The organism is Streptomyces sp. BE20, from assembly GCF_036322525.1.
Classification (GTDB): Bacteria; Actinomycetota; Actinomycetes; order Streptomycetales; family Streptomycetaceae; genus Kitasatospora.
This window is the reverse complement of the sequence record NZ_JAQYWW010000680.1, coordinates 13,162-30,843: the sequence shown is the minus strand read 5'-3', so window position 1 is coordinate 30,843 and position 17,682 is coordinate 13,162. Positions and strand designations below refer to the sequence as shown.

Here is a 17,682-nt window from a genome sequence, read left to right as displayed (position 1 = left end):
ACGTGTGCGAACGGACGCCCCGTCCGAAGGATCGTTCGTCGACCCGCCCACCTGCCGTCGCCAACCAGGCCGATCTGTCGCCGATTTGTGACCAAGGTTGGCCAACACCGGCCCCTCGCGCGGTTTTCGTGGACGTAGTGTTCCGACTATGTCACGGAGAAGCCGCCGCAACGCCTCCCCGGAGCCCTTCGACACCTGGGTGCCACGTCCCCGGCGCCGCGAGACCCCGTTGGGCCTGCTCGGCCACGGGGTGAAGTTCCTCGGTTACAGCACCCTGGCCGGCGTCCTGCTGGCGGGCATCGCCCTGCCGGCGGCCGGCGCCCTCGGCCTCGGGGTGAAGAACAGCGTCGACGGATTCGACAACATCCCGGACGACTTCAGGACCCCGCCGCTCACCCAGGCGAGCTGGATATACGACTCGACGGGCGGCCTGATAGCCAAGGTCTTCGAGCGGGACCGCACGGTGCTCGCCGCCGACCAGATGTCCCCGCTGATACGCCAGGCCCAGGTGGACATCGAGGACGCCCGCTTCTACGAGCACGGCGCGGTCGACCTCAAGGGTGTCCTGCGGGCCATCTCCAAGAACGCCGAGAGCGGCGCCACCGTCCAGGGCGCTTCGACGCTGACCCAGCAGTACGTGAAGAACGTGAACGTCGAGAAGGCCGGTGACGACCAGGCGGCCGTGCTGGCGGCCCAGCGCAAGACCCTGGGCCGCAAGATCCAGGAACTCAAGTACGCCATCAAGCTGGAGGAGGAGCTGACGAAGGAGCAGATCCTCACCAACTACCTGAACATCACCTTCTACGGCCGCCAGGCGTACGGGATCCAGGCCGCCTCCCAGCGGTACTTCAGCAAGGACGCGAAGGACCTCACCGTCCCCGAGGCGGCGACCCTGGCGGGGCTGGTGCAGAACCCCTCCCAGTACGACCCGAAGCTCCACCCGGTGGCCGCGCAGAAGCGCCGCGACACCGTCATCGACAAGATGGTGGAGAACAAGCACCTCACCCCGGAGCAGGCCCGTGAGGCCAAGGCCGCGCCGCTCGGCCTGCGCTACAAGGAGCCGCAGAACGGCTGCATCACGGCGCAGTCGGGGATGGGCTTCTTCTGCGAGTACGTCCGGCGCGTGGTCAAGCAGGACCCGGTCTTCGGCAAGACCGCGGCCGAACGCAAGAAGCTGTGGGACCAGGGCGGCCTGGCCGTCCACACCACCCTCGACCCGGTCAAGCAGGCCGCCGCGCAGAACGCGGTGACCAAGCGGGTCAACGTGACCGACCAGGTCTCCGCGGCGATGACCATGGTGGAGCCGGGCAGCGGCCGGATCCTCGCGATGGCCCAGACCCGCCCGTACGGGCTCGACCCGAACAAGAACCAGACCGTCGTCAACTACAACGTCGACGCGGCGATGGGCGGCGGCAACGGCTTCCAGCCGGGCTCCAACTTCAAGCCGATCGTGGCCGCCGCCGCTCTGGAGGCCGGCCTGCCGGCCACGCAGTCCTACCCGTCGCCGAACCGGATGGACTGGCCGACGATGAGCACCTGCGACGGCACCTGGAAGAACTTGGCGAAGAACGACAAGAAGAACGGCACCATCCCCAACGAGTCGGCGGGCGAGGTCGGCCCGTACCAGCTCAAGGAGGCGATGGCGCTCTCGGTCAACACCTACTTCGTGCAGATGGAGCAGGAGATCGGCCTCTGCGCGGTCAAGCAGATGGCCAACAAGCTCGGGGTGGCGGGCAAGGCGAGCGGTATGCCGCTGGAGGAGCTGCCGGCCCTCGGCCTGGGCACCCAGGAGGTGAGCCCGCTGGCGATGGCCAACGTCTACGCCACCTTCGCCGCCCGCGGCACCTACTGCGCGCCGCTCGCGATCAGCAGGATCAGCACGGTGGACGGCAAGGAGATCCCGGTCAGCCCGCCCAAGTGCGACCGGGTGCTCTCCGAGAACACCGCCGACGTCATCAACACCGTGCTGCTCGGCGTGACCGAGAAGGGCGGCACCGGGCGCGACCTCGGCCTCGACGACGACCGGCAGATCGCCGGCAAGACCGGTACGAGCGACGAGAAGAAGTCGGCCTGGTTCAGCGGCTACACCGGCAACCTGGCCGCCTCGGTCTGGCTGGGCGGCCCGGCCAAGGGCGTGCCGATGAAGAACATCAGGATCGGCGGCCGGTACTACGAGGAGGTCTTCGGCGCCACCGGCCCGGGACCGATCTGGCAGATGGGCATGAGCGACGCCGTCAAGGGCATGCCCGAGAAGGAGTTCGCGACCGTCCACATCCCGGACCCGCCGCCGAAGCGCGACCCGTCCGGGAGCCCCACCGGTTCCGGTGGCTCCCCGTGGCCGGGCGGTTCCGCGACGGACACTGCGCCGACCTGGCCCGGCGGGCGCAACACCGCCCCCGGACGGCCGCGCACCTCGCAGCCGACCCAGCCGGCCAAGCCCGTCCAGCCGCAGACCAAGCCGGACGAGCAGACGCGGACGCAGTCCGACGACGGATCCGCCGACGGGTCCGCCGACGGCTGACCCCGGCCGGGTCCGGCGACGCGCCGACGACCGTGCCCCGGACCGTCCGACGAGGGTCCGGGGCACGGTCGTTCAGCCGGGAGCGCCGGATGTCAGTGCACGCCCTTGGCGGCCCAGAAGTCCTGGCGGGCCAGCACGCTGGTGTCGGTCTGGTCGGTGAAGAACCCGTCCACGCCCAGCTCGTACAGGTACCGGGCCCAGCCGATCGCGTCGCCGTACGCGTTCGGGTCGGTGCCCCTGCGGTAGTCGAGCGGCAGGAAGCCGTTCTCGTTGCGCACCGTGTAGGGGTGCAGCAGCAGGCCGGCCGCGTGTGCGTCCCGGACGAGCGTGGTCGGCGGAAGGAGCTTGCCGGTGGCGTCGACCGGTGCGATCAGCTGCGTGGTCGGGCCGATGCCGTGGGCGAAGCCGGCGATCCAGCGCAGCCCGGCCGGGGTCACGAGGTCGGCCACCGTGCGCCGGTCCCCGGCCAGCTCGAAGTCGTACGGTCGGCTGGCCGCGCCGCTGAGCAGTTGGATCCGCGGGTTGTCGACCAGCTTGGCGAGCCGCTGGAGACTGCTCGGCTCGAAGGACTGCAGGATCGCCCGTCCGTTGCGCCCGGCCAGCCCGGTGCGGCGCAGCTCGTCCGCGAGCCGCTCCTCCAGGGGCAGGCCGATCGAGCGGAAGTAGCTGGGGTGCTTGGTCTCCGGGTAGACCCAGACGTCCCGGCCCAGCTCGCGACCGCGCTTGCGGGCGAAGTCGGCCACCTCGCGGAAGGTGGGAATCGCCCAGCGGCCGTCGTAGACCGTGTTCCGCTGACGCTGCTGCGGCAGCCGCTCCTTGGCCCGCAGGGTGCGGAGCTCGGCGAGCGTGAAGTCCTCGGTGAACCACCCGGTCTGCGCCGCGCCGTCGATGGTCTTCGAGGTCTTCCGGCCCGCGAACTCCGGGTGGTCGGCGACGTCCGTGGTCTCGGTGATGTTGTTCTCGTGCCGGACCACCAGGTGGCCGTCCTTGGTCGGGACGAGGTCCGGCTCGATGACGTCCGCGCCGAGCTGGAGGGCGAGGTCGTACGAGCCCAGGGTGTGCTCCGGGCGGTAGCCGGGGGCACCGCGGTGTCCGACGATCAGCGGGTGCGGCAGCCGGTCCAGACCGGTACCGGTGCGCACCGGCGGGCGGGTGCCGGACGGACGGCCCGCGGCGGCGGCGCGCTCGTCGGCGGCGGGCTGCTCGGCGTCCGGCCGGTCCCCGCCGGGGGCCGCGAAGGCCTCCCCGGCACCGGCGGTGGCGAACGCCGCCGCGCCGATCCCGGCCGCGCCGGTGGCGCGCAGGAAGCGGCGGCGGGAGGATCCGGTGCCCTCGGCGGGCTCCGCCGGGCTGCTGCCGTCGAGCGGACGGGTCGTCATGGGTTCTCCTTGGTCGCCCTGGTGGCGTGGCGTCGGGGTCGTCGCCCGCAGACTAGGAGCCGTCGCGCCCGGCCGGGTGGCCTCCGGGCGAACTGCGGGAGAAGTTCCGACACCCACCGCCCGCCCGGAGAACGGGACCGCCCCGCCAACCCCTCCCGTCACGCCCGGGCAACCCCGCCCCGGGGAACGGGAGGGGGCCGGCCGCGGTCACGCACCGCGGCCGGCCCCCGGCCCGGGGGAGCCGGGCGCCGGTCAGCCCACCGAGGCGCAGAGGGCGTAGGTCTTCTCCGCGTGCAGCAGGGACTCCAGCTCGGGGTAGCCCTGCTGGCGGTAGCTGTAGTAGGCGACGGTGTACTCGACGTCGCACTTGTGGGCGGCGGCGACCTGCTCGACCGGCTTGGGGTCGACCGCGAGGTCCCCGGTCGTGGCGCCGGGCGGGGCGGCGGCCTGGGCGGCCGCCGTCCCGGTGAGCAGGGCGGTGGCGCTGAGCGCGAGGACGGCGAACGAGCGGGAGAGACGGTTCATCGGTGCACACCCTTCGGGTAGTCGGTCTGCCCCGATTCTGTCCGGAGGGCTGATCCACTTCCCATCCCCGAAGTCTGGGATGCCGGCCGGTCCGCCCCGCCGGCGGCCCCCGTCGTCACCGGCTGCCGAGTCCGGGACCGCCGAGTCGGCCGCCGCTGCGCCGTCGTCGTGTCAGAGGGCGGCGAGCAGCTCGCGGCCCTCCGGCCAGTCGCCGAGCCCCGAGTCGGAGTTGAGGTGCCCGTACGCGCCCGGCTCGACGTAGCGGGCGCCCCAGGAACCGGCGAAGTAACGGGCACGGTCCGGCGTGACCCACGGGTCGTCGGTGCTGGAGACCGCGACGGCCGGGAACGGGAACCGCGGCAGGGCGACCGGACGGAAGCCCAGGAGCTCGGGGACGTCGGCGTGGTCGATGTCGGCGGGGGCGACGAGCAGGGCGCCCCGGACGAGAGCGGTCCGCGCGGCCGGCGCCCCGGCCACCCAGCGGGCCACCGCCGCGCAGCCCAGGCTGTGCGCCACGAGCACCACCGGCCCGTGCGCCGCTGCCGTAACGATCGCCGCGTCCACCCGGGCCACCCAGTCCACCGGGTCCGGGTGGTCCCAGTCCGCCTGCTCGACCCGGACGAACGCCGGGTCGCCCGCCTCCCAGCGGCTCTGCCAGTGGTCCGGGCCGGAGCTCTGGTAGCCGGGCAGGACGAGGTAGGTGGTGCGGTCCGACATCGGGGCGGATTCCCTCCGTGGGCAGGGGTACGGGCAGCAGGGAGTCTAGGCGCAGGCCGTTCAGGGGGCGTGCACCGCCCACGTCCGGCGCACGTGGGCGCACATGCGCCGTCGGATGCCCGTGCGCCCTGTTGCGCGGGCGCCGTACGGCGCGGAACGCTGGGTGCGGCCCGCGCCGGGATCCCATCGGGCGGGGCATGCAACAGAACTGACGATCGATCGATTCGGAGGGATGTCGCGATGGCATCGAAGATCCTGCTCGTCACCGGGGACGCCGCGGAGTCACTGGAGGTGTTCTACCCCTACCAGCGGCTGCGCGAGGAGGGCTACCAGGTCGACATCGCGGCCCCTGCCAAGAAGCGGCTCCAGTTCGTCGTGCACGACTTCGTCGACGGCTTCGACACCTACACCGAGAAGCCCGGCTACACCTGGCCCGCCGACGTCGCGTTCGCCGACGTCGACCCGGCCGACTACGTGGCGCTGGTGATCCCCGGTGGCCGTGCTCCCGAGTACCTGCGCAACGATCCGGACGTGCAGCGGATCGTCCGGCACTTCTTCGAGAGCGAGAAGCCGGTCGCGCAGATCTGCCACGGCCCGCTGGTTCCGGCCGCCGCCGGGGTCCTGGCCGGGCGCACCAGCGCCGCCTACCCGGCTCTGGAGCCGGACGTGCGGGCGGCCGGCGCGAGCTACGTGGACGGCGAAGCGGTGGTCGACGGGGTGGTGGTCTCGGCGCGGGCGTGGCCCGACCACCCGGCGTGGCTCCGGGCGTTCGTCGAGGTGCTGCGGGTGAAGGCCCCGGTCGCCTGATCCCGAGGCCGGTGCCGGCACCGACCTCCCGGTGCCGGCCGCCGCCCCTGAGTCTCCGTCCCGGCGTCTCCACCCCTGGTCGGAGGCGCACCCCGAGGCCCGTCGGGGGCGCCGCCGACCTGAGGGTGAGCGACACGCGGCAAAGGATGGGACCAGGGGCGGAGAAGGTCCGGACCAGGGGCTGACGCCTCCTTCGTGTACGGCTGGCAGAGTGTCAGCTGCCATGGAAGGCAAGGGTGTTGTGGACACCCGTCGGCGCTGATTCGGGAGGCATCATGGCCGGGACGTACAGGGGAACGGTGGACGGCGGGGTCGGCGGCGAGACCGCAGACCGGGCGGGGGTGACGAGGCCCGGGCGCCGGCGCGGCGCGGCGGTCCGCGCGCTCGCGGTCGCGCTGGCCGGCGCCGGCCTGGTGGGCGTGGTCGCCCCGGCGGCCGGTGCCCACGGCGCGCCCGGGCCGGACGGAGTGGTCGTGGCGGGAGCCGGGAAGGGCGTCGACGTGAAGGCGCTGGACGACGCGGTACGCAGGATGGTGGAGCAGGGCGGGGCCTCGGCCACGCTGGCGAGGGTCAGCGAGCGCGGCCGGTCGGTGTGGAAGGGCGCGGCGGGCACCGCCGACTTCGCCACCGGACGGAAGGCCGGCGCGGACGGCCGGTTCCGCATCGGCAGCGTCACCAAGACGTTCGTCTCCACGGTGGTTCTCCAACTGGTCGCCGAGGGCCGGCTGAGCCTGGACGACAGGGTCGAGCGCTTCCTGCCCGGCCTCGTCCCCGGTGGACGCGACATCACCGTCCGCCAGCTGCTCGACCACACCAGCGGCCTCTTCAACTACACCGAGGACGACGCCTTCGCGCACGAGGAGAGCGCCGAATCGATGCAGCGGTGGCTCGACACCGGGCGCTGGACGGTCTACCGGCCGGAGCAGCTCGTCGCGATCGCCAACGGCCACCAGCCCTACTTCGCGCCCGGGCAGGGCTGGCACTACTCCAACACCAACTACGTCGTGATCGGGCTGCTGATCGAGCGGGTCACCGGTCGCAGCTGGGCCGACGAGGTGGACCGCCGGATCGTCCGGCGGCTCGGCCTGACCGCCACCTCGATGCCGATCCACTCGACGACCGTCCCCGGTCCGCACGCACACGGCTACTACAAGCTGCCCACCGGCCCGGCCGACGTCACCGAGCTGGACCCGAGCATGGCGGACGCGGCCGGCGCGGGAATCTCGAACACGGCCGACCTCACCACCTTCCTCAAGGCCCTGCTCGGGGGCAGGCTGCTGCCCGCCCGCCTGCTGGCCGAGATGAAGGCGGTCACCCCGCAGAGCGGCGAGGCGCAGTACGGCCTCGGTCTCCAGCGGACGCCCACCGCCTGTGGCGACGTCTGGGGCCACGCCGGTGGCATCCCGGGCTACAACACGTTCGTGTTCGGCGACGCCGACAACCGCCGGCAGTTCGCGGCCTCGGTCAACGCGTACGACGTCTCGGACCTCCCGGCCACCAACGCGGCGTTCGACAACCTGATCAACACCGGTGTCTGCGGCGGCCCGCCGCCGGCCCCCGCCGCCGGTGCGCCCCGCACCGTCGTGCCGGCCGTGGAGGGCGTGCTGGACGGTCCGCGCACCTGACCGGTGCCCGACGGGAGCTGACCGGCGCCTGACCGAGTGCCGCTCCGGACCGGCCGGACCGACCCGGAGCGGACCCGGCGCCGGGGCGGCAGGCCCGGGCCCCCGGCCGGTCCGGCGGCCGGGGATGCCATCATGGCCCGCACCTGATGGGCGGTCGTCACCGGGAGGACGCAGCATGGCAGAGCCGTTGATAGCCGAGGTCGCGGGCCGGGCACCCGCCGTCGACCCGACCGCGTTCGTCGCGCCGAACGCGGTCGTGGTCGGCAGCGTGACACTCGGTGCCGGGGCGAGCGTCTGGTACGGCGCCGTGCTGCGCGGCGACGCCGAGGCGATCACGGTCGGCGCCGGCAGCAACGTTCAGGACAACTGCACGCTCCATGCCGACCTCGGCTTCCCGCTGGTGATGGGCGAACGGATCTCGGTCGGGCACAACGCCGTGCTGCACGGCTGCGTGATCGAGGACGACGTCCTGGTCGGGATGAACGCCACCGTGCTGAACGGTGCCCGGATCGGCGCCGGCTCGCTGGTGGCGGCCGGTGCCGTGGTGACCCAGGGCATGGAGGTCCCGCCCGGCTCCCTGGTCGCGGGCGTCCCCGCCAAGGTCCGGCGGAAGCTGACCGAGGACGAGCGCGCCGGCATCAAGGTCAACGCGGAGGGGTACCGGCTGCTGGCCGAGGGCCACCGGGACCTCCGTCCCGTCCCGCCCGCCCCCGGCGCGCCCGCGTAGCGGAACCGCCCGGGCCGGGCTCGGCCCGGGCGGCTCCGGTCGGGTACCGCTCAGCAGCCCGCGCCGGCCCCGGCGCCCACCACCCGGTCGCCGACGTCCGCGCGGACGCCGGCCTCGGGGGCCGGAGCCGGGCCGGGAACGCTCGACGGGCCAGGCCCGGCCAGTGCCTTCCGGCGGCGGTCGAGGGCCCAGGCGAGCACCGCGATCACCGCCCCCGAGGCCGCCAGCCCGGAGCCGACCAGCGTCGGCGAGGTCCAGCCGAGCCCGGCGTCGAGGGCGAGCCCACCGAAGTACGCGCCCTGGGCGTTGGCGAGGTTGAACGCGCCCTGCACGGTCGCCGAGGCGAGCGTCGGCGCGCCGCGGGCCTCGCGCAGGACCAGGGTCTGTACGGCCGGCACGATCGCGAAGCCGAACAGCCCGACCAGCACCACCGTCACCGCCGCCGACCACTCGGTGCGTGCGGTCACCGCGAACAGCGCCAGTACGGCGGCGAGCAGCAGGAACGCGGCGCAGACCGTGGGTCGCAGCGCACGGTCGGCCGCGTATCCGCCGAGCACGTTGCCGATCGTCATCCCCACCCCGAACAGGGCGAGCACCAGGGTCACCGACCCGGTCGCGTACCCGGAGACCTCGGTGAGCAGCGGGGTGATGTAGCTGTAACAGGCGAAGAACCCGCCGCAGCCGAAGACCACGGTGGCCAGCGCCAGCCAGAGCTGGCCGCTGCGGAACGCGCCCAGCTCGTGCCGGAGGCCGGCCTGGGCGGGGGAGGGCAGGTGCGGGACCAGCCGCGCGATCGCGATCGTCCCGGCCACGCCGATCACGACCACGACCAGCATCGTCGCCCGCCAGCCCAGGTGCTGGCCGAGCAGGGTGGCGGCCGGTACGCCGACGATGTTGGCGACGGTCAGGCCGGAGAACATCACGGCGACGGCCCGGGCCCGCCGGTGCGGGGCGACGAGTTCGGCCGCGGCGACCGCGCCCGCGCCGAAGAAGGCGCCGTGCGGCAGCCCGGTGATCAGCCGGGCGGCGGCCAGGGACCAGAAGTCGGGGGCGACCGCGCAGAGCAGGTTTCCGGCGGCGAAGAACCCGGCGAGTGCGACCAGCACCGTCTTCCGGGGCCGGCCGGCGGCGAGGGCGGTGAGCAGCGGAGCGCCGACCACCACGCCGACGGCGTAGGCGGAGATCAGCCAGCCCGCCTGCGGGATGGAGACGTCCAGGTCGCCGGCCACTTGGGGGAGCAGCCCCATGGCGGCGAACTCGGTGGTTCCGATGGCGAAGGCGGTCACGGCCAGGGCGACCAGCGCGAGAGGCAAGGGGATACTCCGGGACGAGCGGGAGGAGTCAGGATTGTTCGGCCGAAATCCTAATCCGGTCTGATGACCACACCGTGTGGCGGTCATGGCGGACCGGTGACGTACGGGGGTCGCCAGTCGGGCGCTCGCGCGCAAGACTGGGAGCATGTGCCGCAGTATCAAGACGCTGAGACCACCCGTGACGCCCGACGCCTCCGAGGAGGACTTCCGGGCGGCAGCCCTCCAGTACGTGCGGAAGGTCTCCGGTTTCCGGGCCCCCGCCGCGCACAACCGGGAGGCTTTCGACCGGGCGGTGGACGCCGTGGCCGAGGCGACCGGGCGGCTGCTCGACGAACTGGAGGTCCGCGGCGCCGTCGCACGGTCCGCCGGAGCCTCGGCCTAGCACCGGCCACGGGCCCGCACCGGCTCGGCGGCGACCAGCGCCCGGGGCCGTGACGAGAGGCGACGACCAACGGCAGACCGGCGGTGACCCGGAACGACCCGGAGTGACCGGCAGGACGAGCAGGACGAGCAGGGACCAGGAGGCCGGCGATGAGTTCAGCCAGCCGTTACGCACTCACCTTCCCCGGCACCCCCGGCACCCAGGCCCCGCAGGACGTCGTGGTGGTCGCCCGCACCAGCGCGACCGGCCCCGGTGGCCACCCGGTGTACGAGGACGCCAGCGGCATCGTCCGGGCCGAGATCAGCGACGCGGGGGAGGTGCGGATGCTCGCCAGCGGAGGCCACCAGACGCCGCACTTCCCGGTCCACGCCGAACCGCTGCCCTGAGCCCGCTGCCCTGAGCCCGCCGCCACCCGGGCTTCGCCCGCTGTCCGGAACCCGCCCCGACCGCCGGGCCCCGCGCACGGCGTCGGGCAGAATCGCGGTATGACCACAGCGAGCTGGCAGGGCACGGTCATCGCCGAGAGCGATGACACCACCGTCGTCGAGGGCAACCACTACTTTCCGGCCGACTCGGTGCGCGCCGAGTACCTGCGCCCGTCCGACACCACCACCGTCTGCGGGTGGAAGGGCACGGCGGCCTACTACACCCTCGACGTCGACGGGCTGACCAACCCCGACGCGGCCTGGTACTACACCGACCCGAAGCCGGAGGCGGAGCACGTCCGGGACCGGGTGGCGTTCTGGCGCGGGGTCGAGATCACCGGGTGACGCGGCGGGGCGGCGGCGGGCGGCACGCGGCCGTGGCGGGACCGTCACAGGACCCGGACACCGGTGGTGCGTACCGCGAGGCACCACCGGGTACCCGCAGAACATGGCAATCTTCAGGAAGCCGGGACGCGGGAGTGAGCCCGAGCCGACCCCGGACCGTGTCGCCGACGAACTCGCCGAACTGGTCGAGGAGCTGGAACGCCCCGTCCCGGAAGCCCCAGGCGGCCCCGTGGGACAGGTCGTCGAGTACGGCGCCGGGGTCGAACGCGGCCGCCGGCGGGGCGCCCGGCTGGTCGCCGACATCGCCCGTCGGCTCGGCACCCGCGGCCAGGCCGCGGCCAAGGGAGCCGCGTACGGCGGCCGGGCCCTCGCCGAACAGCTGATCCACACGGCGCCGCGCATCCCCGTCCGCAACCTCGCGACGCTGCGGGCCCAGCACCCCGGTGCCGCCGACGCCGACAAGCTCGCCGAGCTGCTGATCGTCGGCGCCGGCCGGGCCTCAAGCGCCCTCGGCGCCGGGGTCGGCGCTGCCGCGATGCTCCCGGTGCCTCCGGCGATGCCGCTGGAGATCGCCGCCGAGACGCTCGCGGTGGCGGCCGTCGAGATCAAGCTGATCGCCGAACTCCACGAGGTCTACGGCGTCCCCGCCCAGGGCAACACCGCCCAGCGGGCCGGCGCGTACGTCACCGCCTGGGCCAACCGCCGCGGCATCGACGGCTCCCTGCTCGTAAAGCCGGCCGGCCTGGCCGCCATGGCCCTCGGCTCCGAGGTGCGCCAGCAGGTCCGTCGTCGGCTCACCCGCAGCTCGCTGCGCCGGCTGCCCTCCCTGACGCCGCTGCTGGTGGGCGCGGGGATCGGGGCCACGGTGAACCGCCGCGACACCCGCAAGCTGGCCCGCGAGGTCCGCGAGGACCTGAAGAGCCGCCTCCCGGTAGACCCGGGCTACTGGTCGGCCGCCGCCCCGGTGCACCGGGGCGAGCCGCGCGGCTGACCGCTCGCCCCCGGCGCCGGGCACGGGGTGCCGGGGGCGGCGGGATCGGGCCGGGCAGGCGCCGCCGGGACGCAGGGCCCGACGCGGATCCGCCGTCCGAACCCGGCCGCGGCACCCGTGCGCGGACCCGGTGACCGTGCGCGGACCCGGTGGCCGAAGAAAGGCCGAAGCCCCCGGGGCCCGGGAAGTCGAGGGAGCCCCGAGAGCCGTCGGCCCGTGCCGTCAGCCCGCCGGGGGTGACGGCGCCCCGGCGCCCCGCCCGGACTTGACGCCGTTGACCATCGCCTGGTGGACGGCCCGCGCCGCGGCCTCGTCGGACGCCGGCACCGGGCTTCCCGCCACGCTGTACCAGTCCAGTGCCCCCGTGTACTGCACGGTGAGGCGGGCCTCACCGTCCACCCACGTGGTGTGCACGGTGAGGTCGCCGGAGATCGGGCCGACCTCCGTGGTGGTCACTCCGCCCGGTCCGCTGATGATCGACTGGGTGGTCCAGGTGGCCCACGAGGCCCGGGGGTCCACCGGCGGATCCACCGGTCCGGCGCCGCGCGTCCCGGCCGGTTCCGGTGCGGCCGGGCCCTGCCCGGCCGCACCGCGCCCTGCTGCGCCCTGCTGCTGTTCGGTCATGCGCCCATCCTCCCTCGCGGTCCGCCACCGCTCGCGGAGCGGCACCGTCGGTCGCGGAGGCCGCCCGTGGGAGCGGGCGGCCTCGTCGTCACTCCCCCGTCGGGAGCGGTCAGTCGCTCGCCCCCGGCTCCGCCAGGGAATCGCCCTCCGCCTGGGAGGTGTCCTGCGCGTGCTGGTTCTGCATCGAGGTGATGCCCTCCTCCGGGTCGGCCGCGCGGACGTCCTCGTCCCGGTCGGCGCCCACCTCGGAGCGTGCGCTCATGTCGGTCATCGCGGGCTCCTCTGCTCGGGCCGGCCGGGCCGCCCCGATCCGGCGCGACACGCCGCCGTGCCGGACGGACACCGGCCGTGCTCTCTCTCGCCCCTCAAGCCTGCCTCCGCGCCCGCGCCACGGCCAACCGGACCGGCCCGGAAGCCGGCGGGAGGTCGTGCGAAGGACGGTGCGGAGGCCCTACGGAGGCCGCACGGGCGACCTTCGAGGGGAAGGCTGCCCGGCCTTTCGAAGAGCATTCCTGTGACTGACCACCCGACCCGGCCGCCCCCCGAGCCCTGCTCCGCGGGACCCCGCCCGCCCCCGTCGGCCGCCCCCGCCGGCCGACGGCCCCCGAGGTCACCAGCTGACCGGCAGCGACCTGAGCCCGTAGATCACCGCCTCGGTGCGGAAGTCCAGCTCGCTCTCCGGCACCGCGAGCCGCAGTCCCGGCAGCCGCCGGAACAGCGTGGCCAGCGCGATCTGCAGCTCCGCCCTGGCCAGCGGCTGGCCCAGGCACTGGTGCACCCCGAAACCGAAGGCGACGTGCCGTCGGGCGTCCCGGCCGAGGTCCAGCTCGTCGCTGGGCAGCCGGTCCTCGCCGCCGAACAGCCGCTCGTCCCGGTTCGCGGTCGACAGCATCGCGATCACGCCCTCCCCGGCGCGGACCGGCGTGCCGCCCAGTTCGACGTCCTCCACCGCCAGCCGTGGCACCCCGGTGTGCACGATGGTGAGCAGCCGCAGCAGCTCCTCCACCGCTCCGGGGAGCGTTGCCGGGTCGGCCAGCCGGGCGGCCTGCTCCGGGTGGCGCAGCACCAGGGCGGTGGAGAGCCCGATCATGTTGGCCGTGGTCTCGTGGCCCGCGACCAGGAGCAGAAGCCCGGTCGTGGCGATCTGCCGGGGGGTGAGGTCGTCGCGGGTCGCGAGCCGGCTGAGGATGTCGTCGCCGGGCCGGTCCCGCTTCCGGGTGGCGAGGTCGCCGAGGTAGTCGAGGAGCTCGTTCTGCGCCCGGGCGACCTCCTCCTTCGCGGCGTTGATGGTGAGCAGCAGCCGGCTGCGCTCCTGGAACGCCTCCCGGTCCGCGTACGGGACCCCGAGCAGCAGGCAGATCACCAGGGAGGGCACCGGCAGCGCGAAGTGGGCGACCAGGTCGGCGGGCGCGCCCTCGGCGGTCATCCGGTCGAGCGCCCGGTCCACGATCTGCTGGATGCCGGGCCGCAGCGCCTCCACCCGCCTGACCAGGAAGTCGCCGGTGACCATCCGGCGGAGCCGGGCGTGCTCGGGGTCGTCGAGACGGAGGAAGGACGGGTTGGTGGCGATGATCTCGCGCTGCCCGACGGTGAGGAACGGGAACTCGGGCCTGCGGGCGTCGGCGCTGAACCGCCGGTCGGAGAGGACCGTGCGGACCTCCTCGTAGCCGGTGACCAGCCAGCAGGAGGTGCCGTCCGGCAGTTCGGCCCGGCTGACCGGGCCGGAGCCGGCCGCTTCGGTGTACACGGGCGGCGGGCTGTACGGGCAACGGGTGTCGTGGCGGGCCGGGAGCAGCGGGGCCGGGGCGGCGGGTGTGCTCGTCAAGGTGAGGTCTCCTCGTATGACGACGTGGGCACAGGTCGACGAAGTGATGCGTGACGCGATGCGCGAGGCGGGGGCACGCGGCACGGTGCGGCGAACGGGGCGCGGCGCGACGGGGTGGTTCAGGGGCGGGGAGGGTCCGGTGCCTACGCCGCGTCGCCGCTCGTCCGGCCGTCGGAGCCCCCGGCGGGGCCGGTGCCCTCGGTGACGGTGATCGCGCCACCCGGGCAGAGCTGGGCGGCGAGTCGGACGTCGGCGAACCGGGAGAGCTCCACGACGACCGGACGAAGCCTCACCAGCCCGTCCGCGTCGTCCTGCTCGAAGAGCTCCGGCACGGTCATGACGCACTGGCCGGAGCTGCAGCAGCGGTCCGGATCGACACTCACGCGCATGGTCGGACACCTCTCACTGGTGTGGCACCGGACTGCCCGGGCCGTGCCGCCCCCGCTGTCGGTGTCAACCTAGCCCCAGCTCCCGTCGCACACGAAGAGTGCGTGGCCGCCCTGCGTAGAATGGCCGGTTTGCCACTGCTCGTGAACGCGTGTGGCAAAACCGACGTTTGATTGCGGATCGGACGGAGTGCCGGGCCGACCGCCCGGGTGGCCGGCCCGGTCGCGCGGCGTCCTCACAGCCCTTCGGCGGCGGCGATCTCCCGGACGGCGGCCACGGTGTCCGCCTCGGCCGCGGGCTTGTCGCTCCGGTAGCGCACCACCCGGGCGAAGCGGAGCGCCAGCCCGGCCGGGTAGCGGGGACTGCGCTGCACACCGTCGAAGGCGATCTCCACCACCAGCTCCGGCCGCACCCGTACCGTCCACGCGTCCCGCTCGACCTCACGGGCGAGCAGCGCCGCGGTCTGCCAGGCGAGGGTCTCGTCGGTCAGCCCCTTGAAGGTCTTGCCGAGCATCACCCACGGACCCAGCCCCGGTTCGGCGCCCGCGCGGGCACCGAGGTGCAGGTTGCTGAGGAGGCCGCTCCGCCGCCCGCTGCCCCACTCGGCGGCCAGCACCACCAGGTCCAGGGTGTGCCGGGGCTTGACCTTGATCCATCCGGCGCCGCGCCGGCCCGCCCGGTAGCCGGCCGCCGGGTCCTTGACCAGCACCCCTTCGTGTCCGCGCGCGAGGGTGGCCCGGAAGAAGGCCAGCGCCTCGTCGCCGTCGTCGGTCTCGGCGCGCGCCACCCGCAGATCCTCCGGGACGGCCCCGGTCAGGGCGGCCCAGCGTTCCCGGCCGGGCCGGTCCACCAGGTCCTCGCCGTCCCGGTGCAGCAGGTCGAAGAAGTGCACGCTGAGCGGGACCTCGGCGCGCAGGCGTTCCGGGTCCCGGCGGGCGGCGGTCCGGGCGGCGGTCTCCTGGAAGGGGCGCGGGCGGCCGTCGGGGCCGAGCGCGATCGCCTCGCCGTCCAGCACGGCAGACCGGACCGGCAGGGCCAAGGCGGCCTCCACCACCTCGGGGACCCGCGCGGTGATGTCGTCCAGCGAGCGGGTGAAGGCCGCCACCTCGCCGCCGTCCCGGTGCACCTGGAGCCGGATGCCGTCCAGCTTCCACTCCAGTGCCGCCGGGCCGTCGATCCGCTCCAGGGCGGTCCCGACGTCCGGCGCCGAGGCCGCCAGCATCGGCCGGACCGGGCGGCCCACCTCCAGCCGGAACGCGTCCAGCGCCGGCACGCCGCCGGTCAGCGCCGCCGCCGCGACCGCCCGCGCCGAGCCCCGGAACATCAGCGCCCGGCGCACGGCCGCCGCCGGCACCCCGGCGGCGCGCGCCACGGCATCGGCCACCACCGCGTCCAGCGCGCCCTGGCGCAGGTCCCCGATCAGGACCGCGCGGAGGAAGGTCTGTTCGGCCTCGGTGGCCCGCTCGAAGAGGCCCGCCAGCAGCCGGCGCCGCTCGGCCTGGGCGCCCGTGCCGTGCACGGCGGAGATCTCCTCCAGGATCCGCTCCGTCTCCCGGACCCCGAGCACGGGCTCGGCCCCGGCGGGCGGCAGATCGCGCAGGGCGGCCGGTCCGATGCCGGTCCGCATCCGCTGGGACTCGCCGGAGAGCAGTGCGACCGCCGCCGGGGCCTCCTCGGGGCCGAGGCCGCGCAGGCAGTCCGCGAGCAGTTCGGTCTTGGCCCGGCGGCCCGGCTCGGCCGCGACGGCTCGGGAGGTCAGGGCCAGGTGCCGGAGCAGCATCGCGGGCTCCTCGGGGAACGGGGGAACGGGTGGGCGGGCGGGGTCCAGCATCGACGACGCGGACCGATCGCGCGCGGCAGACACGCCCCGCTGCCGCCCGTCCCGCTCCCGGTCGGCGCTGCCGGGCGGTCGCGCTGCCCCGTGCCGCGCCGCCCTGCCGCCCTGTCCGCTGCCGCGGTGGAGTGAGGGCGGGACCGTACTTGGCCGGACTGTCGATCGGCTCCGAACCGACGGTCCGTCATGCTGTCCCGCGACCGCAGGACCGCACCAGGACCGCAGCTACCCGGGGAGCCCGCCATGACGTCCGAGACCACCCCCGCCCGCTGGACCGTGGACGCCCCGGACAGCGGGGACTTCGCCGCCTGGCGGGAGCTGTTCCGGGGGTACTGCGCGTTCTACCGGGTCCCGTGCCCGGAGGAGAAGGCCGAGCTGGTCTGGTCGTGGCTCACCGACCCCGCCCATGAGCTGGACGGTCTGCTGGTCCGCGACACCGACGGCACCCCGGTCGGCCTGGCCCACTACCGCCCCTTCGTCCGCCCCCTGCACGGCGCCGTCGCCGGCTTCCTCGACGACCTCTTCGTCGCCCCGGCCGTCCGCGGCGGCGGCGCGGTCGACGCGTTGCTCGCCCGCCTGCGCGGGATCGCCGCCGAGCGGGACTGGAACACGGTCCGGTGGATCACCGCCGACGACAACCACCGGGCCCGCAGCAAGTACGACCAGGTCGCCATCCGCACGATGTTCGTCACCTACGACATGCCCCCGGCGGCCTCCGCCGCCGCGACGGGGCACTGACCGGCCGGGCCGGGCGGGCCGGGCGCCCGACTCGGCGGGCCCGGTCGTGGACCGCGGCCACCGTGCCGTGCTCGCCCGCGGCCTGACTGACGAGTGTCCACTTCCCGGTCGGCAGGCCGTCGTCGAAGAGTCGGGGGCCGCCGCCGAGGAAGACGGGGAAGACCGTGAGCGCCGGACGGTCGACGAGGTCGGCCGCCGGCAGGGCCTTGATGACGCTCGCGCCGGAGAGCACGAGGATGTCGCCGCCCTCGGCGGACTTCAGGTCCGCGACCACCTCGGCGGTCGGTCCGTCGACGATCGTCGTGCGCTCCCAGGGCGCCTCGCGGAGCGTGGAGGAGAGCACCGCCTTCTCGGTGTCGACGAGCCACTTCGCGAAGCCCACGTCGCGCGGGTCGGCCCCCTCCGTGTCGAGGACGGTGGGCCAGAACCCGAGGAAGCCCTCGGCGCAGATACCCCCACGGGGGTAGCGGCACGCGGCCGGCCCCGCCGCACGTGGGGGAGGGCAGGCCGTCGAACC

The 17,682-nt window shown here is 74.4% G+C and carries 18 protein-coding genes and 1 pseudogene; 9 read left to right on the top strand and 10 right to left on the bottom strand.

The window, feature by feature from the left end; translation table 11 throughout:
• Window positions 1-148: 148 nt before the first annotated feature.
• Window positions 149-2,521 (top strand): transglycosylase domain-containing protein, encoded by a 2,373-nt coding sequence (locus PUR61_RS14650; protein ID WP_329879267.1) that lies wholly within the window; start codon window positions 149-151, stop codon window positions 2,519-2,521.
• Window positions 2,522-2,613: 92 nt separating this feature from the next.
• Here PUR61_RS14650 and PUR61_RS14645 read toward each other — a convergent pair whose 3' ends face one another.
• From PUR61_RS14645 to PUR61_RS14635, 3 genes are all read right to left on the bottom strand, one after another.
• Entirely contained in the window at window positions 2,614-3,900 is a 1,287-nt protein-coding gene (locus tag PUR61_RS14645; protein ID WP_329879266.1) for a glycerophosphodiester phosphodiesterase, read from the bottom strand.
• 252 nt (window positions 3,901-4,152) lie between these two features.
• Window positions 4,153-4,425, bottom strand: coding sequence for a hypothetical protein (locus PUR61_RS14640; protein ID WP_329879265.1), 273 nt, complete (start codon window positions 4,423-4,425; stop codon window positions 4,153-4,155).
• A 171-nt stretch (window positions 4,426-4,596) separates the two neighbouring features.
• Window positions 4,597-5,142 (bottom strand): RBBP9/YdeN family alpha/beta hydrolase, encoded by a 546-nt coding sequence (locus PUR61_RS14635; RefSeq protein WP_329879264.1) that lies wholly within the window; start codon window positions 5,140-5,142, stop codon window positions 4,597-4,599.
• A gap of 240 nt (window positions 5,143-5,382) precedes the next feature.
• On the opposite strand from PUR61_RS14635, the gene PUR61_RS14630 reads away from it, so the two are divergent.
• From PUR61_RS14630 to PUR61_RS14620, 3 genes are all read left to right on the top strand, one after another.
• Entirely contained in the window at window positions 5,383-5,949 is a 567-nt protein-coding gene (locus tag PUR61_RS14630) for a DJ-1/PfpI family protein (protein ID WP_329879263.1), read from the top strand.
• A gap of 275 nt (window positions 5,950-6,224) precedes the next feature.
• Window positions 6,225-7,574 carry a serine hydrolase domain-containing protein gene (locus PUR61_RS14625; protein ID WP_329879262.1) on the top strand — a complete coding sequence of 450 codons (1,350 nt, stop codon included), beginning with the start codon at window positions 6,225-6,227 and terminating at the stop codon, window positions 7,572-7,574.
• A gap of 175 nt (window positions 7,575-7,749) precedes the next feature.
• A complete protein-coding gene (locus PUR61_RS14620) occupies window positions 7,750-8,301 on the top strand; it encodes a gamma carbonic anhydrase family protein (protein WP_329879261.1) in 552 nt (183 codons plus the stop codon).
• 50 nt (window positions 8,302-8,351) lie between these two features.
• On the opposite strand, the gene PUR61_RS14615 is transcribed toward PUR61_RS14620, so the two are convergent.
• Window positions 8,352-9,614, bottom strand: a complete 1,263-nt coding sequence (locus tag PUR61_RS14615; protein ID WP_329879260.1) for an MFS transporter — start codon at window positions 9,612-9,614, stop codon at window positions 8,352-8,354.
• A gap of 145 nt (window positions 9,615-9,759) precedes the next feature.
• Here PUR61_RS14615 and PUR61_RS14610 point away from each other — a divergent pair, with 145 nt between their 5' ends.
• The 4 genes from PUR61_RS14610 (at window position 9,760) to PUR61_RS14595 (ending at window position 11,757) form a co-directional block, all read left to right on the top strand.
• Window positions 9,760-9,996 (top strand): DUF2277 domain-containing protein, encoded by a 237-nt coding sequence (locus PUR61_RS14610; protein WP_329879259.1) that lies wholly within the window; start codon window positions 9,760-9,762, stop codon window positions 9,994-9,996.
• Between the two features lie 149 nt (window positions 9,997-10,145).
• Window positions 10,146-10,382 carry a DUF6296 family protein gene (locus tag PUR61_RS14605; RefSeq protein WP_329879258.1) on the top strand — a complete coding sequence of 79 codons (237 nt, stop codon included), beginning with the start codon at window positions 10,146-10,148 and terminating at the stop codon, window positions 10,380-10,382.
• A gap of 99 nt (window positions 10,383-10,481) precedes the next feature.
• Window positions 10,482-10,766 (top strand): DUF427 domain-containing protein, encoded by a 285-nt coding sequence (locus tag PUR61_RS14600; RefSeq protein WP_329879257.1) that lies wholly within the window; start codon window positions 10,482-10,484, stop codon window positions 10,764-10,766.
• A gap of 103 nt (window positions 10,767-10,869) precedes the next feature.
• Window positions 10,870-11,757: a hypothetical protein gene (locus PUR61_RS14595; RefSeq protein WP_329879256.1), complete on the top strand. Its 888-nt coding sequence runs from the start codon at window positions 10,870-10,872 to the stop codon at window positions 11,755-11,757.
• 222 nt (window positions 11,758-11,979) lie between these two features.
• On the opposite strand, the gene PUR61_RS14590 is transcribed toward PUR61_RS14595, so the two are convergent.
• From PUR61_RS14590 to PUR61_RS14570, 5 genes are all read right to left on the bottom strand, one after another.
• Window positions 11,980-12,381 carry a hypothetical protein gene (locus tag PUR61_RS14590; RefSeq protein WP_329879255.1) on the bottom strand — a complete coding sequence of 134 codons (402 nt, stop codon included), beginning with the start codon at window positions 12,379-12,381 and terminating at the stop codon, window positions 11,980-11,982.
• A 109-nt stretch (window positions 12,382-12,490) separates the two neighbouring features.
• Window positions 12,491-12,652 (bottom strand): hypothetical protein, encoded by a 162-nt coding sequence (locus tag PUR61_RS14585; RefSeq protein ID WP_329879254.1) that lies wholly within the window; start codon window positions 12,650-12,652, stop codon window positions 12,491-12,493.
• Between the two features lie 339 nt (window positions 12,653-12,991).
• Window positions 12,992-14,206, bottom strand: a complete 1,215-nt coding sequence (locus tag PUR61_RS14580) for a cytochrome P450 (protein WP_329879253.1) — start codon at window positions 14,204-14,206, stop codon at window positions 12,992-12,994.
• Window positions 14,207-14,349: 143 nt separating this feature from the next.
• Window positions 14,350-14,595 (bottom strand): ferredoxin, encoded by a 246-nt coding sequence (locus PUR61_RS14575; protein ID WP_329879252.1) that lies wholly within the window; start codon window positions 14,593-14,595, stop codon window positions 14,350-14,352.
• 233 nt (window positions 14,596-14,828) lie between these two features.
• Entirely contained in the window at window positions 14,829-16,373 is a 1,545-nt protein-coding gene (locus tag PUR61_RS14570) for an ATP-dependent DNA ligase (RefSeq protein ID WP_329879251.1), read from the bottom strand.
• Between the two features lie 297 nt (window positions 16,374-16,670).
• Here PUR61_RS14570 and PUR61_RS14565 point away from each other — a divergent pair, with 297 nt between their 5' ends.
• The gene (locus PUR61_RS14565; RefSeq protein ID WP_329879250.1) at window positions 16,671-17,165 is read left to right on the top strand and encodes a GNAT family N-acetyltransferase; all 495 of its coding nucleotides are present in this window, start codon (window positions 16,671-16,673) and stop codon (window positions 17,163-17,165) included.
• 34 nt (window positions 17,166-17,199) lie between these two features.
• Here PUR61_RS14565 and PUR61_RS14560 read toward each other — a convergent pair.
• Window positions 17,200-17,622: pseudogene (locus PUR61_RS14560) on the bottom strand (dihydrofolate reductase family protein); the annotation flags it as partial.
• Window positions 17,623-17,682: the final 60 nt, after the last annotated feature.